The sequence below is a fragment of the Salegentibacter profundi genome, assembly GCF_054121475.1.
In genome coordinates, this window is the sequence record NZ_JBSYGG010000005.1 from 1 (window position 1) to 22,367 (window position 22,367).

The 22,367-nt window shown below is 35.1% G+C and carries 21 protein-coding genes and 1 pseudogene; all 22 read right to left on the reverse strand.

What is annotated here, in order from left to right:
* Window positions 1-467: 467 nt before the first annotated feature.
* The 22 genes and pseudogenes from ACW6NC_RS08610 to ACW6NC_RS08715 all read right to left on the reverse strand — a co-directional run bounded on the left by ACW6NC_RS08610 (window position 468) and on the right by ACW6NC_RS08715 (window position 22,360).
* Entirely contained in the window at window positions 468-1,460 is a 993-nt protein-coding gene (locus ACW6NC_RS08610; RefSeq protein WP_457865239.1) for a hypothetical protein, read from the reverse strand.
* 14 nt (window positions 1,461-1,474) lie between these two features.
* The gene (locus ACW6NC_RS08615) at window positions 1,475-2,626 is read right to left on the reverse strand and encodes a hypothetical protein (RefSeq protein ID WP_457865240.1); all 1,152 of its coding nucleotides are present in this window, start codon (window positions 2,624-2,626) and stop codon (window positions 1,475-1,477) included.
* Window positions 2,627-2,674: 48 nt separating this feature from the next.
* A complete protein-coding gene (locus ACW6NC_RS08620) occupies window positions 2,675-3,367 on the reverse strand; it encodes an acylneuraminate cytidylyltransferase family protein (RefSeq protein WP_457865242.1) in 693 nt (230 codons plus the stop codon).
* The gene (locus ACW6NC_RS08625) at window positions 3,367-4,407 is read right to left on the reverse strand and encodes a nucleotidyltransferase family protein (protein WP_457865244.1); all 1,041 of its coding nucleotides are present in this window, start codon (window positions 4,405-4,407) and stop codon (window positions 3,367-3,369) included. Before ACW6NC_RS08625 ends, ACW6NC_RS08620 begins: the two co-directional genes overlap by 1 nt.
* A gap of 3 nt (window positions 4,408-4,410) precedes the next feature.
* On the reverse strand, window positions 4,411-5,568 hold the full coding sequence (gene neuC, locus ACW6NC_RS08630) for a UDP-N-acetylglucosamine 2-epimerase (RefSeq protein WP_457865245.1): 1,158 nt from the start codon (window positions 5,566-5,568) through the stop codon (window positions 4,411-4,413).
* Window position 5,569: 1 nt separating this feature from the next.
* A complete protein-coding gene (gene neuB / locus ACW6NC_RS08635) occupies window positions 5,570-6,583 on the reverse strand; it encodes an N-acetylneuraminate synthase (protein WP_457865247.1) in 1,014 nt (337 codons plus the stop codon).
* Window positions 6,580-7,203 carry an acetyltransferase gene (locus tag ACW6NC_RS08640; protein ID WP_457865249.1) on the reverse strand — a complete coding sequence of 208 codons (624 nt, stop codon included), beginning with the start codon at window positions 7,201-7,203 and terminating at the stop codon, window positions 6,580-6,582. The genes neuB and ACW6NC_RS08640 overlap by 4 nt, the downstream gene beginning before the upstream one ends.
* Entirely contained in the window at window positions 7,193-8,335 is a 1,143-nt protein-coding gene (locus tag ACW6NC_RS08645; RefSeq protein ID WP_457865251.1) for a LegC family aminotransferase, read from the reverse strand. Before ACW6NC_RS08645 ends, ACW6NC_RS08640 begins: the two co-directional genes overlap by 11 nt.
* Window positions 8,335-9,519 (reverse strand): UDP-N-acetylglucosamine 4,6-dehydratase, encoded by a 1,185-nt coding sequence (locus tag ACW6NC_RS08650; protein ID WP_457865253.1) that lies wholly within the window; start codon window positions 9,517-9,519, stop codon window positions 8,335-8,337. Before ACW6NC_RS08650 ends, ACW6NC_RS08645 begins: the two co-directional genes overlap by 1 nt.
* 9 nt (window positions 9,520-9,528) lie before the next feature.
* Window positions 9,529-11,322 carry an ABC transporter ATP-binding protein gene (locus ACW6NC_RS08655; RefSeq protein ID WP_457865255.1) on the reverse strand — a complete coding sequence of 598 codons (1,794 nt, stop codon included), beginning with the start codon at window positions 11,320-11,322 and terminating at the stop codon, window positions 9,529-9,531.
* Window positions 11,323-11,345: 23 nt separating this feature from the next.
* Window positions 11,346-12,743: a UDP-glucose 6-dehydrogenase gene (locus ACW6NC_RS08660; protein WP_457865257.1), complete on the reverse strand. Its 1,398-nt coding sequence runs from the start codon at window positions 12,741-12,743 to the stop codon at window positions 11,346-11,348.
* Window positions 12,744-13,034: 291 nt separating this feature from the next.
* Window positions 13,035-13,235 (reverse strand): four helix bundle protein, encoded by a 201-nt coding sequence (locus ACW6NC_RS08665; protein WP_457865259.1) that lies wholly within the window; start codon window positions 13,233-13,235, stop codon window positions 13,035-13,037.
* Window positions 13,236-13,326: 91 nt separating this feature from the next.
* Window positions 13,327-14,613 (reverse strand): nucleotide sugar dehydrogenase, encoded by a 1,287-nt coding sequence (locus ACW6NC_RS08670; RefSeq protein ID WP_457865261.1) that lies wholly within the window; start codon window positions 14,611-14,613, stop codon window positions 13,327-13,329.
* A 126-nt stretch (window positions 14,614-14,739) separates the two neighbouring features.
* On the reverse strand, window positions 14,740-15,738 hold the full coding sequence (locus ACW6NC_RS08675) for an SDR family oxidoreductase (protein WP_457865262.1): 999 nt from the start codon (window positions 15,736-15,738) through the stop codon (window positions 14,740-14,742).
* Window positions 15,739-16,175: 437 nt separating this feature from the next.
* Window positions 16,176-17,432, reverse strand: a complete 1,257-nt coding sequence (locus ACW6NC_RS08680) for a sulfate adenylyltransferase subunit 1 (RefSeq protein WP_457865264.1) — start codon at window positions 17,430-17,432, stop codon at window positions 16,176-16,178.
* A 66-nt stretch (window positions 17,433-17,498) separates the two neighbouring features.
* Window positions 17,499-17,768, reverse strand: a pseudogene (locus ACW6NC_RS08685) (GxxExxY protein); the annotation flags it as partial.
* 207 nt (window positions 17,769-17,975) lie between these two features.
* A complete protein-coding gene (gene cysD, locus ACW6NC_RS08690; RefSeq protein ID WP_457865266.1) occupies window positions 17,976-18,881 on the reverse strand; it encodes a sulfate adenylyltransferase subunit CysD in 906 nt (301 codons plus the stop codon).
* The gene (gene cysC / locus ACW6NC_RS08695) at window positions 18,878-19,477 is read right to left on the reverse strand and encodes an adenylyl-sulfate kinase (protein ID WP_457865267.1); all 600 of its coding nucleotides are present in this window, start codon (window positions 19,475-19,477) and stop codon (window positions 18,878-18,880) included. Before cysC ends, cysD begins: the two co-directional genes overlap by 4 nt.
* The gene (locus ACW6NC_RS08700) at window positions 19,474-19,926 is read right to left on the reverse strand and encodes a DUF2061 domain-containing protein (RefSeq protein WP_457865269.1); all 453 of its coding nucleotides are present in this window, start codon (window positions 19,924-19,926) and stop codon (window positions 19,474-19,476) included. Before ACW6NC_RS08700 ends, cysC begins: the two co-directional genes overlap by 4 nt.
* Window positions 19,919-20,740 (reverse strand): 3'(2'),5'-bisphosphate nucleotidase CysQ, encoded by an 822-nt coding sequence (cysQ, locus tag ACW6NC_RS08705; RefSeq protein ID WP_457865271.1) that lies wholly within the window; start codon window positions 20,738-20,740, stop codon window positions 19,919-19,921. Before cysQ ends, ACW6NC_RS08700 begins: the two co-directional genes overlap by 8 nt.
* Window positions 20,741-20,878: 138 nt before the next feature.
* On the reverse strand, window positions 20,879-21,553 hold the full coding sequence (locus ACW6NC_RS08710; protein WP_457865272.1) for a sulfotransferase: 675 nt from the start codon (window positions 21,551-21,553) through the stop codon (window positions 20,879-20,881).
* 6 nt (window positions 21,554-21,559) lie between these two features.
* Window positions 21,560-22,360 (reverse strand): sulfotransferase domain-containing protein, encoded by an 801-nt coding sequence (locus ACW6NC_RS08715; protein WP_457865274.1) that lies wholly within the window; start codon window positions 22,358-22,360, stop codon window positions 21,560-21,562.
* Window positions 22,361-22,367: the final 7 nt, after the last annotated feature.

Consider the following 22,367-nt stretch of genomic DNA (forward strand, 5'->3'; position numbering starts at 1 on the left):
AAAGTGGCACAATTTGAACCGAAATGCCTGGCACTAACCGACCGAAATCACTGGCACAAATCGATCCGAGATATCCATTAACCTAAACCCTTTACCAATTTTGGCCATCAAATAAACCTGCAAACCAAAACGAGATTTCAAGAAATTATACCAGATTCGGGAAATTAAGCCAAATAAATGTTTTTTTGAATAATTTGTACTAACCCTAAAGAAGACCATATATCTAAAACACGGTTGGATTAGAAATAATTCAATGAAATTTCTAAAATTAAAAATACCAGGATTATACCTCTGAAAATCACTTTGTATTTCGACCTTGCATTTGCTTTTAATTAATTCCATTCCAATTAATTTTAAATATTATAAGCAGTACGCTTCAACAATAACGATCGAGTTTAATATTTTATTCTATTTTTCTAAACTTAATAATTCTTCGATTTTATAGCTATTAATAAAAATAGATGCACCTATTTAATTATTGAAAATTTTTCTAATTCGATATCATCAAAATATTTATAAATATTATTTATATGCCCACGAAGTTGTTTGTGTTTAATTTCTGACTCTGGAATATTAAGCGCAATTACTTCTGATTCCGAATTCAAAAAAAGTAGATTTAAGAGTACTGAACTATAAAAAGAGCAAATTTTCTCGGGAACAATTTTGGCCGCAATATATTCTTTCTCAAAGATATTGTTGAATTTTATAATTTTAAACCGATCTCCAATTATTTTGACAATCTCGGAATCTTCTCTCGGGTGCGGTATATAAACTAAACTTTTATTCGGAAACTTCTTGCTAAGCTGATTTATCTTTTCAAGATAGAACTCCTTCGATATAACACCTATATTTGGTAATGGCTGGCCAATAAAATAAATCAATTGGTCATCAATTTCCTTTTTTTTCTTTAGTTCTGATTCTCTCTTAATTACTACATAAGAATCATTATTCCCGATTTCGTAAAGAGGCACAGGCGTAATATATTTTATTGATTCTAACTTAGGTTTATTAAATCCGAGTAATCGATGAAGTAATGGATAATTGATTAATTCAAAATCACCTGTATTTCTAGCTTTAGCTACCGATATAATTTGTAAGCCATCATATAATAAACATAAATTTCTGCCTTTCTCGAATTCAGCGACAATGCTCAAATGATAAATATTTAAGTAGCTGCCGAAAAAAACATTTTGTATATTTCTGTTTTTCAGTTTTAGCTTTATCAAATTTACTTTAAAGGAAATAACTTTTAAATATTCACTATTAGAATTGCCACATGGAATATACCAAATGAGAATTTTTCCCCAATTCAGGTGATTTAAATATCTCAGCATTTCTCCTTCTTTCTCTTTCTTCTTAACGGTAAGCACAAGAATAGAATCTTTTGGAACAAGGTTAGCCGTCAAACTAAGAAAGAAAGCCTGAGACGGAGTAGATAAGATAAATAATGACTTTGACATTTAAATGCTAAACTTTATCGACTAAAAGAAATATCACTATGGATTTTCCTGATTGCATAATAATATGAGTTTTCGTTAACTATACCGTCCTTTAAAAACTTTTTAATATAATCATCATATGACTTTTTATCCACAGAGAGGTCGATAAGTGCTTTTGTATTTCTGGTATCCATATCCATAATTGGCAAATTTAACATATCTACAAAAGACTTCATGGCAAGAGAGATCCTTTCAACATCTTCAAATTTCCGATCCTTAAGCATAACAATAGGCTTTTGGTAAAAAGCTGCAAAGCCTATAGATGTGCTAAAATGAGCGAATACCACACTTGAATCTCTTATTAATTCGTGAGTCCTCCCTCTTAGTCTGGAATAGCCTTTAAATTTATCTTTTAATTTTTCAGAGTAAATTTTGCTTTCAGGATGTTCTGCTATTAAAATTTCATCTAAATCAAACTCAACTTTTAGTGCATCCAATGATTTCCCCAATTTTTCATAATATTGTTCAAAATATTTATCTGGAAAATGATTTTTATATGCTATTGGAAGTAATTGATCTAGAAAAACCCCGGTTCTTTGATTGGTTTTAGCAGAAGAATCAACTTTTAATGTCTTGTTTATGTCATCTGCATGAGCAATGATTATATTTTCCTTTTTTAGAGTTAAAGCGATCTTAAGAGGCAAGTCATAATTAGTACTGCATAAGAAGTAATCTGGAATAAGGTAATTTCTTTTAAATTTATAAACTTTTTGAAATAGTGAATGAAAAATATTATCTCTCCGAAAAGTAGCCCTTAAAACTCTTTTTAAAATGCTTAAATTTTTATGCTGAATAGGGATGGTTTTAGTACGAAATCCCAAAATCCTGTCTTGATCTCTTTTCAATATATTTAAGCTGTCGTAAGGTTTAGTTAAATAACTATCATTACAAACATATATTACAGGCTCAGAACCAAGGTTTCTAACAAAATTAGTTAAATCCTCCTTGGAATAACATTGTGTAATTAAACTAAGCATAAATTCGTTATCACACGTAGCTCTCCCTCCATGCATTTTTGTTAAATCTAAAAGGATTACCTCATAGCCCTTACTAACCAATTTATCCAATTCAAAAATTTCAAGGTGAGAATTTCTTAAGATTTTTGCGAAATAAAACACTACTTTCATATAGCCAATTTATCTGATTTAGAAGAAGTATGTTTTTAAAAACGTTTATCAACGTATTATCTTTTTAGACAAGATTGTTTCTGCAATAGACCAATCTAACATTGTATCAATATCATGGGAAGGATATTCACCCATGACATATTTTCGAACCTTCTTAATTTCAGATAAAGCTGATTTTTTAATACTTTTAGCATTGATAACATATATTGCACCATTAAGTTCCCATACTTTAGGACAATCCTGCCTTCTTGTAAACTGACCTCTTTTTGAGACTTCTAAATACCCTTGCTTATTTTCTTCTCTCAAAACATAATAGGGATTAGCTTTAGTTTCTTTAACTGAAACAACCATGTCAATTTGATCAGGGTCCTGTTTATAAATTTCAATAGCCTCTTTTATATGGTTAGCCGTACGAAATGGAGAAGTTGGTTGAAGAAGTAAAACAGTAGAATACTTTTTCCCTAAAGATTGCATAAAATCTAAAGCGTGAATTATAACTTCCTGCGTTCCTGAAGTATCGGCCGCAAGTTCGGGGGGCCTTAAAAAAGGTACTTTAAGGCCGATTTCTTCTACAGTTTTCTTTATTTTTTCATCTTCGGTACTTACAATAATATCCTCATCACTAAAAAGCTCTCTCGCAGCCTCTATGGTATAATGAATAAGAGGCTTCCCATTTAATTTTTTAATATTTTTACCAGGTACACCTTTCGAGCCACCTCTAGCAGGAATTACTATTAGCATTAATTTAAATGTTTTACAAATTCCTGAGCTTGTTTGTAATCGACAGGTTTTCCAATATCAATCCAATACCCAACAATCGGGTTATGAATAAGTTTCCCCCCTTCTTTTACAAGGTTTTCCATCAAATCTGTGATATCATAAAACTCATTTTTAGGAATCTTGTCTATCAATTTCTTTTTCAGGATATATATACCCGCATTAGAATGATAGACATATGATGGTTTTTCCTTAAAATTAATTACTTTATCATCTTCAGTTTCAAATACTGCATAAGGAACATCTATCTTATACTCCATTGAAGCAACAGCCATATCCGCATCATTATTTACCAAATCGATAAACAGGTCTTCAAAATCAACATCAGTAAATAAGTCACTATTCATCAGAAGTACCTTATCAGTTTTAAATTCATCTACTAAAGACAAGGCACCGGCAGTTCCAAGAGGCTCATCCTCCCAAATATATTCTATGCTTATTCCTTTATTACTTCCATCTCCAAAATATTCCTGAATTTGCTCACCAAGATATTTAACCGATATATATATTTTTTTGATCCCATAAGAAATCAATCTATCAATATTATGCTCGATAATTGGTTTGTTACCAAGAAGTAACATAGGTTTCGGTACTTTGTCTGTTAAAGGACTTAACCTTTTACCTCGACCTCCCGCCATTATCATACATTCTAATGGCAATATAGATTTGGTTCTATCAAGGTCTATAATTCTTACTAGCCTCATATCAGAATCAACAATAGGTAAGATCTTAATGTCCCTTTTACGAAATAATTTCAGATCTAGAAAACCCTCTTTTTCATATTCAAAAACAAAATTTTTATTACAAATCTCTCCAACAGTTTTCTGTAGATCTCCGTCTTTTGCTAATGACCTTCTTATATCTCCATCTGTCAATGAGCCTAACACCTTCTCATTTCTATCTTCAACAAATAAAATAAGGCGGCTCACATCCCTTATAGAATTTAGCTTTATTAAAGCGTCCTTAATCGTTTTCTTTTCGTTAATAAGTATCTTTTGATTCATTTCCTAAAAATTAATATCATAAAACGGCTTTTTCAAATCTTCAATCTTGGCTTGCAATATTACTTCCAGAATTTTACCAGAGGAATTCCCATTACCATAGACCTGTTCCTGTTTCTGAATTGATTTACGGAAATCAAAATCAAAAGCCTTTTCTATAGCTTTAGAAATTGCTTTTGAATCTACTTCACTATGTATTACACTTTCTGAAGCAATCCTCCCTTTTTGCCGATCTCCGATATCTATAGTAGGAATATTAAAAAAAGGAGCTTCTAAAATACCGCTGGAAGAATTGCCCAAAACCATGTCGACATGCTTTAATGCAGAAAGGTACCTAAGCTGCCCCATAGATTTAAAAGATATCGCTTTATCGCTATGATTAGAAACGTACTCCTCTATCATTCTATTTATAACACGACCTTCCTTATCAGAGTTTGCATGTGTAAATATGAAATTAGTGTCTTTTAATTCCTCTAAAGCGTTTAAGATACTCTCGAATTGGGAACTTGCGGTTTTGGTTTCCAGTGTTACAGGATGATAGGTGATTAGGATATTCCTTTTTTCTAAATTAAAACCTATTGAATTCTGAAATTCTTCTTTATTTAAAAGTTCTAACTCTTTAACCGAATCCAACCCGAGTGCACCGACATTATAGACTCGGTCCGGTGATTCACCCAATTGAATTATCCGTTTTTTATATGTATTTGTTGAAGCAAAGTGCAAATAACTCATTTTTGTTATTGCATGTCTCAAACTTTCATCGTAGGCGCCTTCTGTAGTTTCTCCTCCATGAATATGAGCAATAGGAATGTTTGCTATGGTCGCTCCTGTAGCTGCGGCTAACATCTCCGATCTATCTCCTAAAATAATGATGAGATCTGGACTCATTTCTTCAAAAACCTCTGCAAAACTTATAAGGGCTAAACCTATAGATTTTGAAACTCCTACAGCACTGTCTGAAGATAATAAGCATTCTACTTTTTTATCAACTGTAAATCCTGAAGATTCAATATCTCTTAAGGTATATCCAAACTCAGGTGACAAGTGCATTGCACAAGCAACAATCTGTAATTCTAAGTCTGGATTATTCCTTATTTTCTTCAGCAATGGTGTTAATATTCCAAACTCAGCTCTTGTTCCAGTTATAACGGCTATTTTTCTCAAATTAAATTAATTCTATCAATTCGTCCTCCTTAAAGTCCCTATTTGCAGTTTGACCTAACACATTGTCCCATTCCATTGGACTTATTCCATTTCCTGGACGCTTTACGGTTAAATTATCCTCATTAAATTTATCACCTTTTTTAATCTCTTTCGAGGCAATAATACTCTTCCTGGCAATATCCTTATTCTTCATTTCAGATTTGGAGGGTTCTTTTTTACCATTTCCTGAGATAGCTTTTTCTATATTTCTTATAAACTCAACCATCAACTTTAATTCATCTGGTTCCAATGACGCTCTATGGTCCGGTCCAGGTAAATTTCTGTTCAAAGTGAAATGTTTTTCTATCACTTTTGCCCCCAAAGCAACAGCCGCTATCGGAACCTCAATGCCCAAGGTATGATCTGAATAACCAATTTTAACACCAAGTTCCTCTCCTATGGTATTCATCGCCTTTAAGTTGACATCTTCCATAGGAGTTGGATACTCCGTATTACAGTGTACAATTGTAATATTTTCCTTTTTTAGTCCTTCATTTACAAGTACATTAAAAGCCTCAGCTACCTCCTCCATACTAGCCATTCCTGTTGACATAACTACAGGTTTGTTGAAACTGGCAATCTTTCTTAAATAAGGTAGGTTTGTGATTTCTCCGGAAGGTATTTTAAATAACTCGATATTCAGATTATTGAGAAACTCAAGTGTATCTAAATCGAAACCAGTTGAAAGAAACTTGATTCCCTTTGACCTACAATATTCTATTAGAATATTATGCGCCTCTTCTGAAAGTTCCAGCTTCTTCAACATTTCATACTGAGAATCGTTATTTTCCGTATTACTATTTTGGTATTCTGCTCTTTCTGCACTTTTAGTGACAAGCCCACTTGCTTTAAAAGTTTGAAATTTCACAAAGTCTGCACCTGCATTCGATGCCTTATCAATTAATTCTTTAGCAGTTTCTATATTACCATTATGGTTCACTCCTGCTTCTGCGATAATCAAAACCTTATTTTTCATATTTCTTTACCTGGATTACCTACAATCTTTTTATTATCGGGAATATCATTAATAACTACAGATCCCGCACCAACAATTACATTTTGCCCTATTTTAATCCCTTGTTTAATTACAGAATTAGCTCCAATAAAACTATTCTCTCCTACTTTTACGTTACCGGCCAGTACAGCTCCTGGAGCGATATGCACATTATCTGATATTCTACATTCATGCTCAACTATGGCACCTGTATTAATTATGCAATTTTGGTTTATAATTACAAGGGAATTTATATTAGCATTAGCCGAAATGAAAGTTCCCTCACCAATTGTTGCCGTTTTTGAGATACAGGCACTAGGATGACATACACTTGTTAAGCGCCCGCCTTTCATACATATCATAGAGGCTAATTTACTTCTCAGTGCATTATCTCCAATGCCAACAATGAACCTGTGCTGTTCTTTCCAATATGAATCTGATAGGTTATTTTCTGTACCTAAATATTTTAATCCAAAAGGATTGCTTTCTTTTTTTTCTAAGTCAGTATATCCAATTAATAACATACCTGTTTCAATAATTGCATCTGCCACCACAAGGCCATGACCTGAATAACCAGAAAGTATAATTTTATTATTTAACACTGCTCGGTATATTTACAATTCGATCCTCAAGAAATTCAGCATTTTTTTGCTTGTCCCTTATACAGTTTTTATACATAGGTAATTTGTACATTAGTTTCCAAATAGGACGCGTCATAACCTTAGCATCATTGGTATATTTCAAAAACGCATCTCTTTCTTTTCTATCATTTAATTGAACACACATTAACCAATAGTTTGCTTTGGCTTCTATATCTTCTGTTCTGAATTGGACATTAGAGTTCTTAAAGAACTTTTGATAACTCTCCGCCAATTTTCTTTTGGCTTCTATAAACTTATCCAGACTTTCCAATTGTGCACAGGCTAAAGCAGCATTTAAGTTAGGCATTCTATAATTATAGCCTAATTCGTTATGAACATACTCATAAGTATGGGGCTTCTTTGCTGTGGTTGTAAGATGCTTTGCCTGATTTCCATAATCCAGATCATTAGACACAATTGCTCCTCCCCCCCCACTGGTTACAATTTTATTACCGTTAAAAGAGAATACTCCTAATTTCCCAAAACTTCCAGTTGGCCTACCTTTATACAGACTCCCTAATGACTCTGCAGCATCTTCTATAACTGGAATTGACCACTTTTCACAAATTTCGGATAATTCATCTATTCTAACCGGAAATCCGAATGTATGCATGGGTAAACAGGCGCCAATTCTATTACCTGTTTTTTTATTAAAGCATTCACCGTCTCTAATAACTCCAAACTCTTCTAAAAAGTCAGCCACTGCATCTGGTGATAAGCCCATTGTATCTCTATCAACATCTAAAAAAAGTGGTGATGCCTGATTATAAGCTATAGCATTAGCAGTAGCCACAAATGTAAGTGCCTGGGTTAACACCTCATCTCCAGGTTTAACACCGACTAGTCTTAAAGAGATTTGTATTCCAGCTGTACCATTTACCACTGCAACGGCACGGTTGGTGTTTGTTATACCCTGCATCATTACTTCAAACTTGTCAACATATGCCCCCACCGATGATACAAAAGTTGAATCTATGGTTTCCATAAGATACTTTTTCTCATTCCCCCTAAAACGTGGTTCATGTAAAGGAATGAAACCCTTAGTATTATAGAATTCTCTTATAAATGATATAGCCTCTTTCGCAGTCTCCATTACATTTTAGAATCTAAATATTTGCCAGTTTCCTTATGACCAAAATTCGGAATCATTTCAAAAAACAAATCAACTATCTCATCCTTCTGCCAAGATTTCTTAGAGAGGAGATTATTAATAATTTTTTCGAAAAACTCTAATTTGTCCTGTTCAACATATTCATTCTTTATTATTCCTAGATTTTCAAACCTTTCTGTATCCAGAATTTCTTTTTCGGTAAAAAACTCCTCAAAGTCTTTTTCCCCAGTAGTATCACTTTCTGTAAAAAGACACGGCCATTTATTTTCTTCAGGAAGAGTTTTCACCAATTCCCTGGCTTCTTCTTCATTTTTACAAATGTACGGCTCATAACCTCTTTGATTAAGATACTTTACAGCAACATCTGCAAAAGAAATAAGGTGTAAATTTTCACTTAATTTTGGGAAGAAAATATCACGATTTTCTCCAAATATACAGGACATCAGACAGAGCTCCCCGCTCTCCTGGGGAGTAACAAAGTACCTTTTTACATCATTTGGTGCCACTATAGGTTGCTTTTTCAGAATTCGTTGATTGAAACCGTGCAATAACGAACCATCAGAAAAAGCCACATTCGCAAAACGTGCAGTAGATATTTCTATTTCTTTACTTCTACGCATTAAAAACATTTCCATAATACGTTTGGAAGCCCCCATCATATTAACAGGATTGGCAGCTTTATCTGTAGAAACACAAAAATATTTTTTTGTCCCATTTTTTATACTCTGTTGAATAGTCTTGTCTGTATTAAAAATATTCACATCAATCATTCGCATCAGGGTAAATGGATCCTTTTCACTTCTTACGTGTTTAAGTGCAGAAAGGTTTAACACATAGTCATATTTTCCGTCCGCCTTAATAAATGCATCATACTCAATAGAACCAAGATCTAATGCGAAAGTTTGGAAGTCGCCCTCTATGTATCCCTGAGAGCTCCGGATATCCCGTACAAGTTCAACCATGTTGTTTTCGCTTATATCAACCACATGAAGCTTTTTGGGATTTCTTTTAAAAATTTCTTTAGTCACAGCTTGCCCTATTGAACCTGCTCCCCCTAGTACTAAAAAAGAGGATTCAGAGACCTTATCTTTTAATTCTTCTGACCATTGAGTAATATCCGAATCAAATAACGGCTGACTTCTTCCAATTAAACTTAAAATATCCATTTTACTTAATTATAATTCCTGTAATTCTACCAATTTTCTAAAATATTCGGACCCTTTCAGTAGCTCCTTATAATTTCCTTTTTCTTTGATCTGCCCCTTATTCATAATTACAATATTATCTGCATTTTTAATGGTGGATATTCTATGGGCTACTACCACAACTGTATATTTGCCCTTAAGATCATCAATACTCTTCTGAATTGCCTTCTCGGTTTCGGAATCTAAAGCAGAGGTAGCCTCATCTAAAATCAAAATATCAATCTCTTTGAATAATTCTCTAGCTATTGATATTCTTTGTCTTTGTCCTCCACTTAAATTAGCACCGTTATTTTCTAATACAGTATCTTCTTTTTGAGGAAGATTTTTAACGAAATCAAATAACGCAGACTCTTTAATAACTTGCCAAAATCGATCTAATGATTTTTGATCCTTATTCGACCAAAATGTGACATTATTAAAAATAGTTTCATTGAAAATTACCGGATCCTGAGTAATATAGCCTATATTTTCTTGCAGTTTTTCTATATTCAATTGTTTACTACTTGTTCGATTAACTAAATATTCCCCAGAAGTAACCGGTAATAGCCCGGCAAGAATATTAACTAATGTAGTTTTACCACTTCCACTTTCACCAACAAAAGCAATCGATTTATTTTTTTCTATTTTCAAATTTAAATCTCGAAGGACCCTATTTTCTCCATAATAGAAATTAATATTATTAAATTCTAACTCTGATATCTCTTCATTGATTTCCAGCTCTCCCTTATCTTCTTTATTTCTTTTAAGTTCCTTCCCAAATTCCTGCATATTTTCCAGAGAACCAGAAACACTTAAAAATTTGTTCCACCTTACCTGCATCTGCATCAAGTAGTTGAGGGCCCGATAAAAAAATAATAAACTAATCAAAATAGGTCCTAATTCCGATCCTAACAAAGAAGTTTGAATTACTATGACCGTGGCCACCACAACAATTAATATTGGTTCCCTCCCGGCGGTTAATAAAGAATCAAGTTCACCTATCTTAACATTATTTTCTTTAATCTTATGAATTGAACTTTTTAGCTTTTTACCATATTTTTTTAAAGTTCCGGTTGCCTTTAGATATTTATAATTTGCAACATTTTGAATGACTAAGCTCTGAAAAACATTATTTTCCCCTGTGAGTTCTCTTGATAAACCTTTGGTATTTTGATATAGTCTTTTATAAAGAAAATTGGTTAAACCACCACCAATTGTTACTAAAACAGCAAATTGAGAATTCATGGAAAATGCAAATGCCATATATACAGTAACTAAAATAGCATATTCAAAAGCTTTAAAGTAATTAAAATAGGCTCCAGCTACCCTTTCAACTTCTCCGGTCATAGTGTTTTGGATCCTGCCGACATCAGATTTCGCGAAGTATTTATAAGAAAGATTATTTAAACCTTTAACATTCTGAATTCTGATTCTCTCAATAAACCATTGCTGAACCTTAACCTTATAAACTCCAGAAATATATTGCATCACCCCTTTAAAAAGGAAGAAAAAAACCATAAAGGAGAGAACAGTAACTAGATCAAGGTTAAACCCTAAGTTTTCTATAAAATCTACTATAAACTTTAATTTACCTAAGCTACTACCATCAACACCTTCACCACTATTATTTACCATTTCCAATAATGGCAAAAACATAGAAAGCCCAAATCCATCTAATATCCCAATAAGAATACTAAAAAGCACTACTACGAAAACCCTGTGCTTTAAGTGCGAATAGAAATAAGTAAAGCTTTCGAAGTATTTGGAAACAATTTTTTTTATCAATGAATTAAGATTTTTAGTTTATTTTAATTACCTATTGCATAAAATTCGAATCCTATTTCTTCCTTGGTCTTTCTTTCCAATAATCTTCTACCATCAAAAAGAAAAGCTGGTTTCAGCATCTCTTTATAGATTTGCTTCCAGTCTAATTCCATAAACTCATCCCACTCGGTCAAAACTGCAACCGCATGTGATTCTTTGGTAGCTTCGTAAGGCGTATTTACCACTGTCACCCTTGCTCTATTCTCTTCAGATGAACGTGAGTTTAAATAATCAAGGTCAGCATAAATTTGTTCGGCCTTCACCTTAGGATCGTAAACTACAATCTCGGCCTGTTCATTCAACAAATAGTCTGCCACATAGATTGCAGCCGATTCCCGGGTATCGTTGGTGTCCTTTTTAAAGGCCCAGCCCAGCAAAGCGATCTTCTTACCGGAAACAGTATTAAATAAGGTCTGTACCATCTTTGCCGCAAACCTTCTTTTTTGATGATCATTCATCAAGATAACCTGCTCCCAGTAATCGGCCACTTCATTTAATCCGAAGGATTTTGAGATATAAACCAGGTTTAGGATATCCTTTTGGAAACAGGAGCCACCAAAACCAACAGAGGATTTTAAGAATTTTGGACCAATTCTCGAATCCATTCCTACTGCTTTTGCTACTTCATTCACATCAGCCCCGGTTTTCTCACACAATTCGCTCATCGCATTTATACTCGAAACTCTTTGGGCCAGAAAGGCATTGGCTGTTAATTTTGACAACTCAGATGACCATACATTCGTGGTAAGCAATCTTTCCCTTGGCACCCAATGGGCGTATACATCTACTAAAGCTTCCACCGCTTCTCTTCCCTTTTCAGTATCTATATCTCCACCAATAAGCACTCTATCCGGATTAACAAGGTCATCCACAGCAGTTCCTTCCGCTAAGAACTCAGGGTTGGAAAGGATTTGATAGTTCACCCCGTTTCCGGTATTATCCAGTATATTCTTTAAAGCTTCGGCAGTACGTACAGGCAAGGTAGATTTTTCAATTACAATTTTATCGGTTTTCGATACCCGTGCAATTTGACGGGCACAAAGTTCGATGTATTTTAAATCGGCCGCCATTCCTTTACCTATTCCATAAGTTTTAGTAGGCGTATTCACCGAAATAAAGATCATATCAGCCTTATCTATAGCAGCATCAACATCGGTAGAAAAGAAAAGGTTTCTACCTCTCGCCTCCTTAACCACCGCCGATAAACCAGGCTCATAAATTGGTATATTTTCTACACCCTCATCATTCCAAGCAGCAATTCTCTGCTCATTAATATCTACAACGGTAACCTCGATCTCAGGGCATTTTTGCGCGATCACTGCCATTGTTGGCCCTCCAACGTAACCGGCGCCGATGCAACAGATGTTTTTTATTTTTGTCATTTGTATATTATATCTTTTAATCAGGTAATCGTTCAGTTGAAACAGTAATTCTGCTTTTAATATGTGACGGAGTGACCTTGTGACGGAGAAACGCAGTTTATTTTTTACTTCGTCACAGCATCACTTCGTTACTACTTCACAACATTACTCCTTCAAACTTTGTATTACTTTCAGCATCATTCTCCTGATATATATTATTTTCTCCGCAACTTCCGGAGTCTCTTTCTTAAATTTTAATCTAGAAGCAATCTCAGGTTTAGTTTCTATCTCTGCCACTGAACCTAAAGAAATTTAAAGAAACCTGATAAATTCCTTTTTACTACATCTAGCCGCACCCTCAGCAATATTAGATGGAACTGAAATGGCCGCCCTTCTAATCTGACCCGTCAGTCCGAATTTTTCGGACTCCGGAAAACTCCGACTTATTTGAGAAATATCAACAACCAAATCAACACTTGTATTGTAAACGGTTAATTCTTTGTGTGATTTCATTATACAAATTTTATAATTATAAATTCAAAACTTAATCACATTATTACTCGTTCACATGGTCACATCATCACTCCTTCACAACGTTCCCAGATTACAACTTCTTATCACACCTATCCCCCAGCACTCCCTTCACATCATATACAACTGTACTTCCATTCTTCAACTGCTCGAGATCCAGATCTAAGAATTCTTTATGGGCAACGGCTAAAACAACAGCGTCGTATTTCTTATCAGATAATTCACGAGTCATGTCCAGTCCGTATTCATGTTTCACTTCTACAGGATTTGCTAACGGATCATAGATAGTAACATTTGTCCCATACTCTTTCAGATTTTTAATAACATCTACCACTTTAGTATTTCTAACATCCGGACAATTCTCTTTAAAAGTAATTCCCATTACAAGAATATTAGCGCCTTTCACCTTCTGGTCATTCTGCAACATAAGCTTAACAACTTCTGAAGCCACATATTGCCCCATGGAGTCGTTCATTCTACGCCCGGCAAGAATGATCTCCGGATGGTAGCCGATTTCCTGGGCTTTTTGTGCCAAATAGTAAGGATCTACTCCAATACAGTGCCCTCCAACAAGTCCGGGTTTAAATGGTAGAAAATTCCATTTCGTACCCGCCGCTTCCAAAACATCCTGGGTATCTATCCCCATCATATTGAAGATCTTGGCGAGTTCATTTACAAAGGCGATATTTATATCTCTCTGGGAATTCTCTATTACTTTAGCAGCTTCGGCTACTTTAATAGTAGGTGCCAGATGTGTACCCGCAGTAATCACTTCCGCATACAGCTGGTTGACTTTCTTTCCTGTTTCAGGAGTAGAACCTGCAGTAACTTTTAATATTTTATCTACGGTATGCTCTTTATCACCCGGATTAATTCTTTCAGGAGAATAACCCACAAAGAAATCCTCGTTAAATGTCAGACCGCTAAATTTTTCAAGTACCGGTACACATTCATCTTCTGTAACACCGGGATATACCGTAGATTCATAAATAACTGTGTCTCCTTTCTTAAGCACCTTAGCTACGGTTTCACTGCTTTTATATAACGGTGTAAGATCAGGGCGATTATTTTTATCCACAGGAGTAGGAACCGTAATAATGTAATAATTACAATCTGCTATATCTTCAAGATCGGCGGAGCAATATAAACCATTCCCATTTTGCAATCCTTCCTTTTGAACTAAAGCCGATTGCAATACATCATCTTCTACCTCAAGAGTAGAATCGTGACCAGTCATCAATTCTTTAACCCGCGCTTGATTAATATCAAAGCCTAGCACCGGATATTTGGTGGCAAATAATCTAGCAAGAGGTAGACCGACATAGCCTAAACCGATAACTGCAATTTTAATATTGTTCATTTATTATTTCGTTTTTTGGCTTTATTGTGAGCATGTGACGCTGTGAACCTGTAAAAAAGTAATTAAAAGAAAACTCGTTGTCTAGGTTACACTTATACTTCGTCACGCCTTCACTTCATTACAACTTTACTTTAAATTACTCCAATACCAGGATATCGCTTCCTTTATCCCATCTTCAATTTTATGACTTGGCTTATAACCCAGAAGTTCTTCAGCCTTTTCTACTGAAGCAAGGGAATGCGGAATATCTCCGGGTCGATTAGGTCCGTGTTTTACCTCTACATTTGCAATTTCCGGATCATATTCAGCCAGGTATTTTTTCAGCAACTGGGTTAGTTCAACCAGATTGGTTCTATCGCCTACTGCGGTATTATAAACTTCATTAACTGCTTTAGGATTATCCGTGGTCATCGCCAGCAAGTTCATCTGAAGCACATTGTCTATATAAGTAAAATCTCTGGAATAGGTTCCATCTCCATTTATCACCGGACTCTCATACTTCATAAACTGCATCACGAATTTCGGAATGACTGCAGCATAAGCCCCGTTAGGATCCTGTTTTCTGCCGAATACATTAAAATATCTAAGGCCAATGGTATCAAAATCATATGCCTTCTGAAAGATATCGGCATATAATTCATTTACATATTTGGTAATTGCATAGGGAGAGAGGGGTTTTCCTATTTCATCTTCCACTTTAGGGAGTTTTTCTGAGTCTCCATAGGTAGAAGAACTTGCTGCATATACAAAGCGTTTAACCCCTGCATCACGTGCCGCAACCAGCATATTCAGGAAACCTGAAATATTTACTTCGTTACTGGTAATGGGATCATTTATAGATCTTGGCACCGAACCTAAAGCTGCCTGATGAAGTACATAATCCACTCCTTCACAAGCTTTTTTACAGGTTTCAAGGTCGCGGATATCTCCTTCTATAAGGGTAAAATCGGGATTATCCTGAAAGGCTTCGAGGTTGTGGCGGTGTCCGGTGACAAAATTATCGAGGCAAATTAATTTGGAGTTAAGGCTAAGCAGGATTTCACAAAGATTTGAACCTATGAAACCTGCGCCCCCGGTAACCAGAACCTTATTTCCGGCTATTTTTTCCTTTGAGAAGTCAATCATGTAGAAATGGGGATTTTAACATTTTAAACAGCTGCAAAGATAAGACTTCTCAATGAGTCAATTACTAAAGAAACCTTAAAGCTTCAAAAACATCAGGAATCGTTTTAAATGTGGCAGAGAAAGTTTTGAACCACATACAAATATTTTAAAGCTTCTTCCTCTTTTTAAGTGAAGCCCGCCTCAATGATCATATCAGGCAGGGCATGTTTTCGTTTGTTAAAACAAAAAGACACCGGGATATCCCATTAATTAATTCTTTAATTAAAAGTAAAGGGTATAAAAATTCGGGTTAAAAAGTAACAGATCGCCACGTTGGCTAATGTCCCTGGCCAAAACAAACCTGAAATATTTCTAAACTTGTAACGGATAAATATGGGGCGGTTAAAAACTCCATACCATCACACAGACAAGGAAGAACCCATACCCCAAAACTGATATCAAACTACCATTCCAGCCGCAACGGTTTCATTAGTATTTTCATCAATAAGAATAATACTCCCTGTATTACGATTATCCCTATAAGAATCCAACATTAGCCTTCGAGAAGTTCTTATTTTAACTCTGGCAATATCATTCATCTCTAAATTTGAATCTTCACTATCACGTTCAAAGGTGTTGATGTCCATTTTGTATACCACCTCTTTTATCATTGCCCTTTCCTCATTTGAAGTATGCATAATAGTATACTTAGTCTGGGGTTTTGCAGGTACATTATTAAGCCAACATAACATTACATCAAATTCCTGCTTCATTTCAGGTTGGTTATTTTTTCTAACAATCATATCCCCTCGGCTTACATCTATATTGTCTTCAAGTGTTATAGAAATACTCATAGGTGCATATGCTTCCTGCACTTCCTGTTCCCCTGCATTGATCGAATTGATCTTAGACGTAAATCCAGATGGTAACACTGCTACTTCATCGCCCACTCTGTAAATTCCACTAACGATTCTTCCGGCATAACCCCTGTAATCTCTGAATTCCGCAGTCTGCGGTCTTAATACAGTCTGTACAGGGAAACGAGCGTCAATTTTATTGATATCACTGCTTATATGGAGGTTTTCCAAAGTACTAAGTAAAGTGCCGTTCTGATACCACATCATGTTCTCGGAGCGATTTACCACATTATCTCCAAGTAAGGCACTAATGGGAATAAAACGAACATCTTTCATCAACAGCTTTGAAGAAAATTCCTCAAACTGCCCAATAATGTTATTATAAACCTCTTCAGAATAATCCACCAAATCCATTTTGTTGATGCATACAATGAGGTGAGGAATATTCAACAAAGAGGCGATAAAAGAATGTCTCTTCGTTTGCTCGATTACGCCGTGCTGGGCATCAATAAGAATCACCGCGGCATTAGCGGTAGAAGCTCCGGTCACCATATTACGGGTATATTGAATATGCCCCGGTGTATCGGCAATTATAAATTTACGTTTGGGCGTGGTAAAGTACCGGTAAGCTACATCAATGGTAATCCCCTGCTCTCTTTCGTCCCTTAAACCATCGGTAAATAAGGCCAAATCAATACCATCATGTCCTTTTCTTGCACTCGTCACAGTAATGGAATCCAGCTGATCTTCAAAGATCGACTTAGAATCATACAAAAGTCTTCCGATTAAAGTACTTTTTCCGTCGTCTACGGAGCCTGCTGTGGTGAATCGTAATAATTGATTATTATCTATTGTCATTGTTTAATCTTAATTTTTATAATCTTGCAATTTTTCGGCTCTAATCATTACACGGATTTCAACCGATTACGCAAATTTTGTATTTATAAATCTTTTATAGGTTAAACTCTGCTGTCCAAAATTGATCAACATACCGACGGGCAATCCGGTGGATTTCAAATAATTTATAGTTTGTGCTTCAAAATCTTTTATTAGAAAAGAAGTAGCTTTTATTTCGAGAAGTATTTTCTCATAACTAACAAAATCAGCTATAAAATACTTTTTTAATGGCTGTTCATTATAAGATATTTGCAGTTTGACTTGTCTGTCAAAGTGAATACCTTGGTTCGTTAACTCCCTTTCTAAAGACTCCTAATAAACCGACTCCAAAAATTCTGCCCCCAAACCTCTAGGAACTTTCATACAAGCACCTATTACTTTATAGGTCTCCTCCTCGTATAATAATTCTTTTATCTGATCCATAATCCTTGAAATCCGTTCTAATCAGTATAATACGTTTTAACCCAATCTGTAAAATCAGAAATAATCAGTGTAATCAGCGTACTAAAAGTATCCTTGCTTTTTTCTATCCTCCATCGCCGTTTCACTTCGCTTATCATCAGAGCGATCACCTCTTTCTGTCTTCCGCATTGCAGAAACTTCCTGTACAATTTTTTCCAAATCATCAGCATCAGATTCTATTCCACCAGTGATGGTTATATCTCCTAAGGTTCTGAAACGTATCTTTTTCTTTTCTATTTTCTCACCATCATCCAGCTTTAAATATTTTGAAACCGGGATCCAGGAATTGCTGCGAAACACAACTTCTCTTTCGTGAGCAAAATACAGGGAAGGAATGCTTATATTTTCACGTTTTATATAATTCCACACATCCATCTCGGTCCAGTTACTTATTGGGAAAGCTCTGAAATGCTCCCCTTCGAAATGCTTTCCGTTTAAAAGATTCCACAATTCCGGGCGTTGGTTTTTTGGATCCCATTGCCCAAAGTCGTCACGATGACTAAAGAAGCGTTCTTTTGCACGGGCTTTTTCTTCATCCCTTCTTCCGCCGCCTATAGCACAATCGACTTTATTGGTTTCGATCGCATCCAGTAAGGTTGTGATTTGCAAAGCGTTTCTGGTGGCATTCTTCCCTTTTTCTTCAGCAACGCGGCCCTGGTCAATTGAATCCTGAACGGAACCTACAATAAGCTTTACACCAAGTTCTTCAATTAGATCATCTCTAAAATGGATAGTTTCAGGAAAGTTATGTCCGGAGTCTACGTGCATTAAAGTAAAAGGAATTTTACTGGGGTAAAATGCTTTCTTTGCAAGATGGGTTACTAAAATACTGTCTTTTCCGCCCGAAAAAAGGATTACAGGGTTTTCAAACTGGGACCAGACCTCTCTTAAAATATAGATAGCTTCCGACTCTAATTCGTCTAAATAATTTAAATAATATTTGCTCATTGTACTGAAATTTTCAGTTTTTCTTTAATAAATAAAACAACTCTTTTGGTTGCAATTTTTAAATCTTCTTCTTCAGTTTTTATCTCCAAATCCGGGTTTTCAGGATTTTCATAAGGTGCGTCAATTCCCGTAAAATTTTTGATCTCTCCGGCCCTGGCTCTTTTATAAAGTCCCTTCACATCCAGGCGTTCACATTTCTCTAGAGAAGTATTAACAAAGACCTCAACATAATCCTCTTTTCCAATGATTTGTTTTACCATTTCCCTATCCTTTTTTAAGGGAGAAATAAAAGAGGCTATTACTACTGCACCTGATTCTACAAAAAGCTTAGCAACTTCAGCCACCCTGCGTAAATTTTCCCGGCGGTCATCAGCACAAAATTCTAGGTTATTATTCAATCCTTTTCTAATATTATCTCCATCTAAAGAATAAGTTCTGATTCCTTTTTTAAATAATTCTTGCTCGATTTGGCTGGCCAGGGTTGATTTCCCGGAACCCGAAAGTCCCGTAAGCCATACTACAAAAGAGGAATGCCCGTTCAGCTTATTTCTGTTTAGCCTTTTGACATAAAACTGATGTGAGGTAATATTCTTCATTTCATTTTTTTTATAGATTGCCTCTCGTGCCTTTCCTGGCCCCGATGCTTCAATCCAAAATTAATTTTATACCAGGTTCTTTCATGGAGATAATAAAGAATCATTTTAGTAACTACTTCGGCTCCTCCAACTTTTAAACCAATTATAGGGTTTCCCGATATCAGCCAGGCTAAGACCATGGTATCCAAAGTTCCAACCACTCGCCAGGTTAAGGTTTTAGCCAAATGTCTGGTCTTACTATCTTCATCAATAATTCCTGACCGAAACTTAAACCAAATTCTTTCGTGAAAATAGTAAAGTAACACTTTAGAAATGACTTCAGCAAAACCAATCTGAAGTCCAGTATACGGGTTTCCCGAGATTAACCAGGCTAATAATATGGTATCCAAAGTTCCTACCACCCGCCAGGTGACACTTTTGGCAATATGTCTTTTATAGGAATTAGCCAAGGGTTGAAAGGATAAAATAATTATTAAGAAGATTTTCCTTATTATATTTCATTGGAAAGCCTGTTTTATGGTCTCTCACTTCAAGCCCTACAGCATTGCATATAGCTTGTCCTGCCGCGGTATCCCACTCCATTGTAGGTGCAAATCTGGGATAGACATCAGCTTTTCCTTCAGCAACCAGGCAAAATTTTAAAGAACTGCCTTTTGAAACGATTTCGACATCTTTATTATGTTGCTCTTTTAAGCTCCCGATATAATCCAGGGTTTCCTGATTCATATGAGACCGACTTCCAACTACCCGAATTTTTTCATTAGTTTTTGCTGGAAAAATTTCTTTAAGCTCTAGATTCTTTATTTCTAAATTTTCTTCAGATTCCAGAGTAGTTTTAATACTTTTCTGATTCTCTACATCCCCTATATACAGGTCTTTCTTTGCAGGCACGTATATCACTCCGAAAACCGGAACATTATTTTGAATCAAGGCTATATTAACAGTGAACTCCCCGTTTCTCTTGATGAATTCTTTAGTCCCATCAAGCGGATCAACGACCCAGCATTCCTGCCAGTCTTTTCTTTCCTTAAAATCTATTTGTTTGTTTTCTTCGCTGATAACTGGTATACCAGTAGGCACCAAAAAGGAATTAATAATATCATTAGCCTTTTTATCGGCCAAAGTAAGTGGAGAATCATCTACCTTTGATTCCACCTGGAAATCTTCGCTATCATAGATTCCCATGATGCTAATCCCGGCTTCAACAGCAGCTCTAACGGCAGAAATATGATCTTTATTCAAGCCTAAACCCTGGTTTTTCATTGAAGTTTTTATCAGCTGCAAAATAAAGAATCCTTAAAGTCCTACCAACTTAATAGGTTTATAAAAACTAATTAAAAATCATTAAGCTAAATCATCTAATTTTAGACAGAGTTTACTGCCCCTAATGAGAAGCCTATTTCACAAAGAATTGGTGACATTCACTTTGGGAAAAACCTTACCAGAGGTATCTACCCCCAGAAAATCACCTAGCTTCTTCATTGCATTTGACTCTGAAGGATTAAGAATAAGCAGGTCATTGGGCCTATGCCTGAAATATTCTTGAACTGCGCGATTATGAGATTCATAATAATTTATAAGGTTTTTCTTATTATAAGGATCATCCTCGGAGACATTACAGGCAATTTCTAAGGCATCCCAGGCCCAGCCTTGAGATCTATATGAAGAAGATCTTAGTTTCTTCATATCAGGAATTTCATTATCTGAACCCCATTTTAGAGAATGATAATTAATTAAAGACTTATACCATTCCTCGGAGTCATTTCTTATTGTCAATATAAATTTACTTCCAGGAAATTCATGGTCCAGCACTACATAAGTGAAAGGTAAACTAAAAGGGATATCCTGGAAGAATTGTGCCGAATAACAATACTTAATTATTCTGTGAAAATCGCGATTTCCCCAATCATAAATAAAATTTTCTGCTTTTTTTTGAGAACCAATTATATAACCTAAGTCAGTCATCGCTGTTTTCAAAGAAGTAGTCCCTGTTTTATTTGCACCAATTCCAAACACTTTTGGTTTATTATAAACCTGAATACAATTATTTATTGTTTTAAACCTTTTTCGTATCATAAGTATTTAATCCCAGTTATAGTCAACTCCTAATAATTTGTAAAGCATAGTATTATGCGGCCTAAAATACCCTTTTAAAAAACCTAATTCCTTTTTATATTTATCTTGAACTTCCAGCTGTCTTTTATTTTTTATCTCCATATCCAACCCCTGCTGTCTGATACCCAAAAAAGATTGAATTTTCTCTAAATTAATTACTGGCCTTTCTTTAAGATCCCCACTTTCTAGTACGAGTATCTGTTTTTCTGGAAAATAGTTGTAATATCTCTTTAATTGTTCAAAATACAAACCTCTTGCAATATATCCTCTGTAATCCACAAAGGTAGGACCTTTTTCTAATTCCATAATTTCTGCAGATAAAGCTTCACTAAATTCTCTTTTATCGTAAAATTTATTCCGCTTACCTTTTGAAAAATGATGATGATACATAATATATGCCGATAATGCCCTGGTAGCTGGCTCCCTCAAAATAACAATCAATTTCAAACTTTTATTATATCTCCACAATCTTTCTGAAACGTCAGGATGGTAAAGATATGATGGAGTAGCCTCAAAACTTAGAAGGTTATTTTTAAAGCTCAAGCCTTTAGGAAAATAATTATGATATTCTTTTAAGTTATTCTTTTTATACCAGGAATCGTTGTCAAAATAATGTATTTCTTTTTTAGTTGAGGAAATAAGCTGTGGATGCTTTTTTAACGTAGAATACAATCCTGAAGTTCCTGCTTTTTGAGCTCCAATTATTAGAAAATCAGGCTTATTTGTTAGCCCTAATTCCCCTAACCCTTTCAAAAAGAAACTGTTCAATTGTATT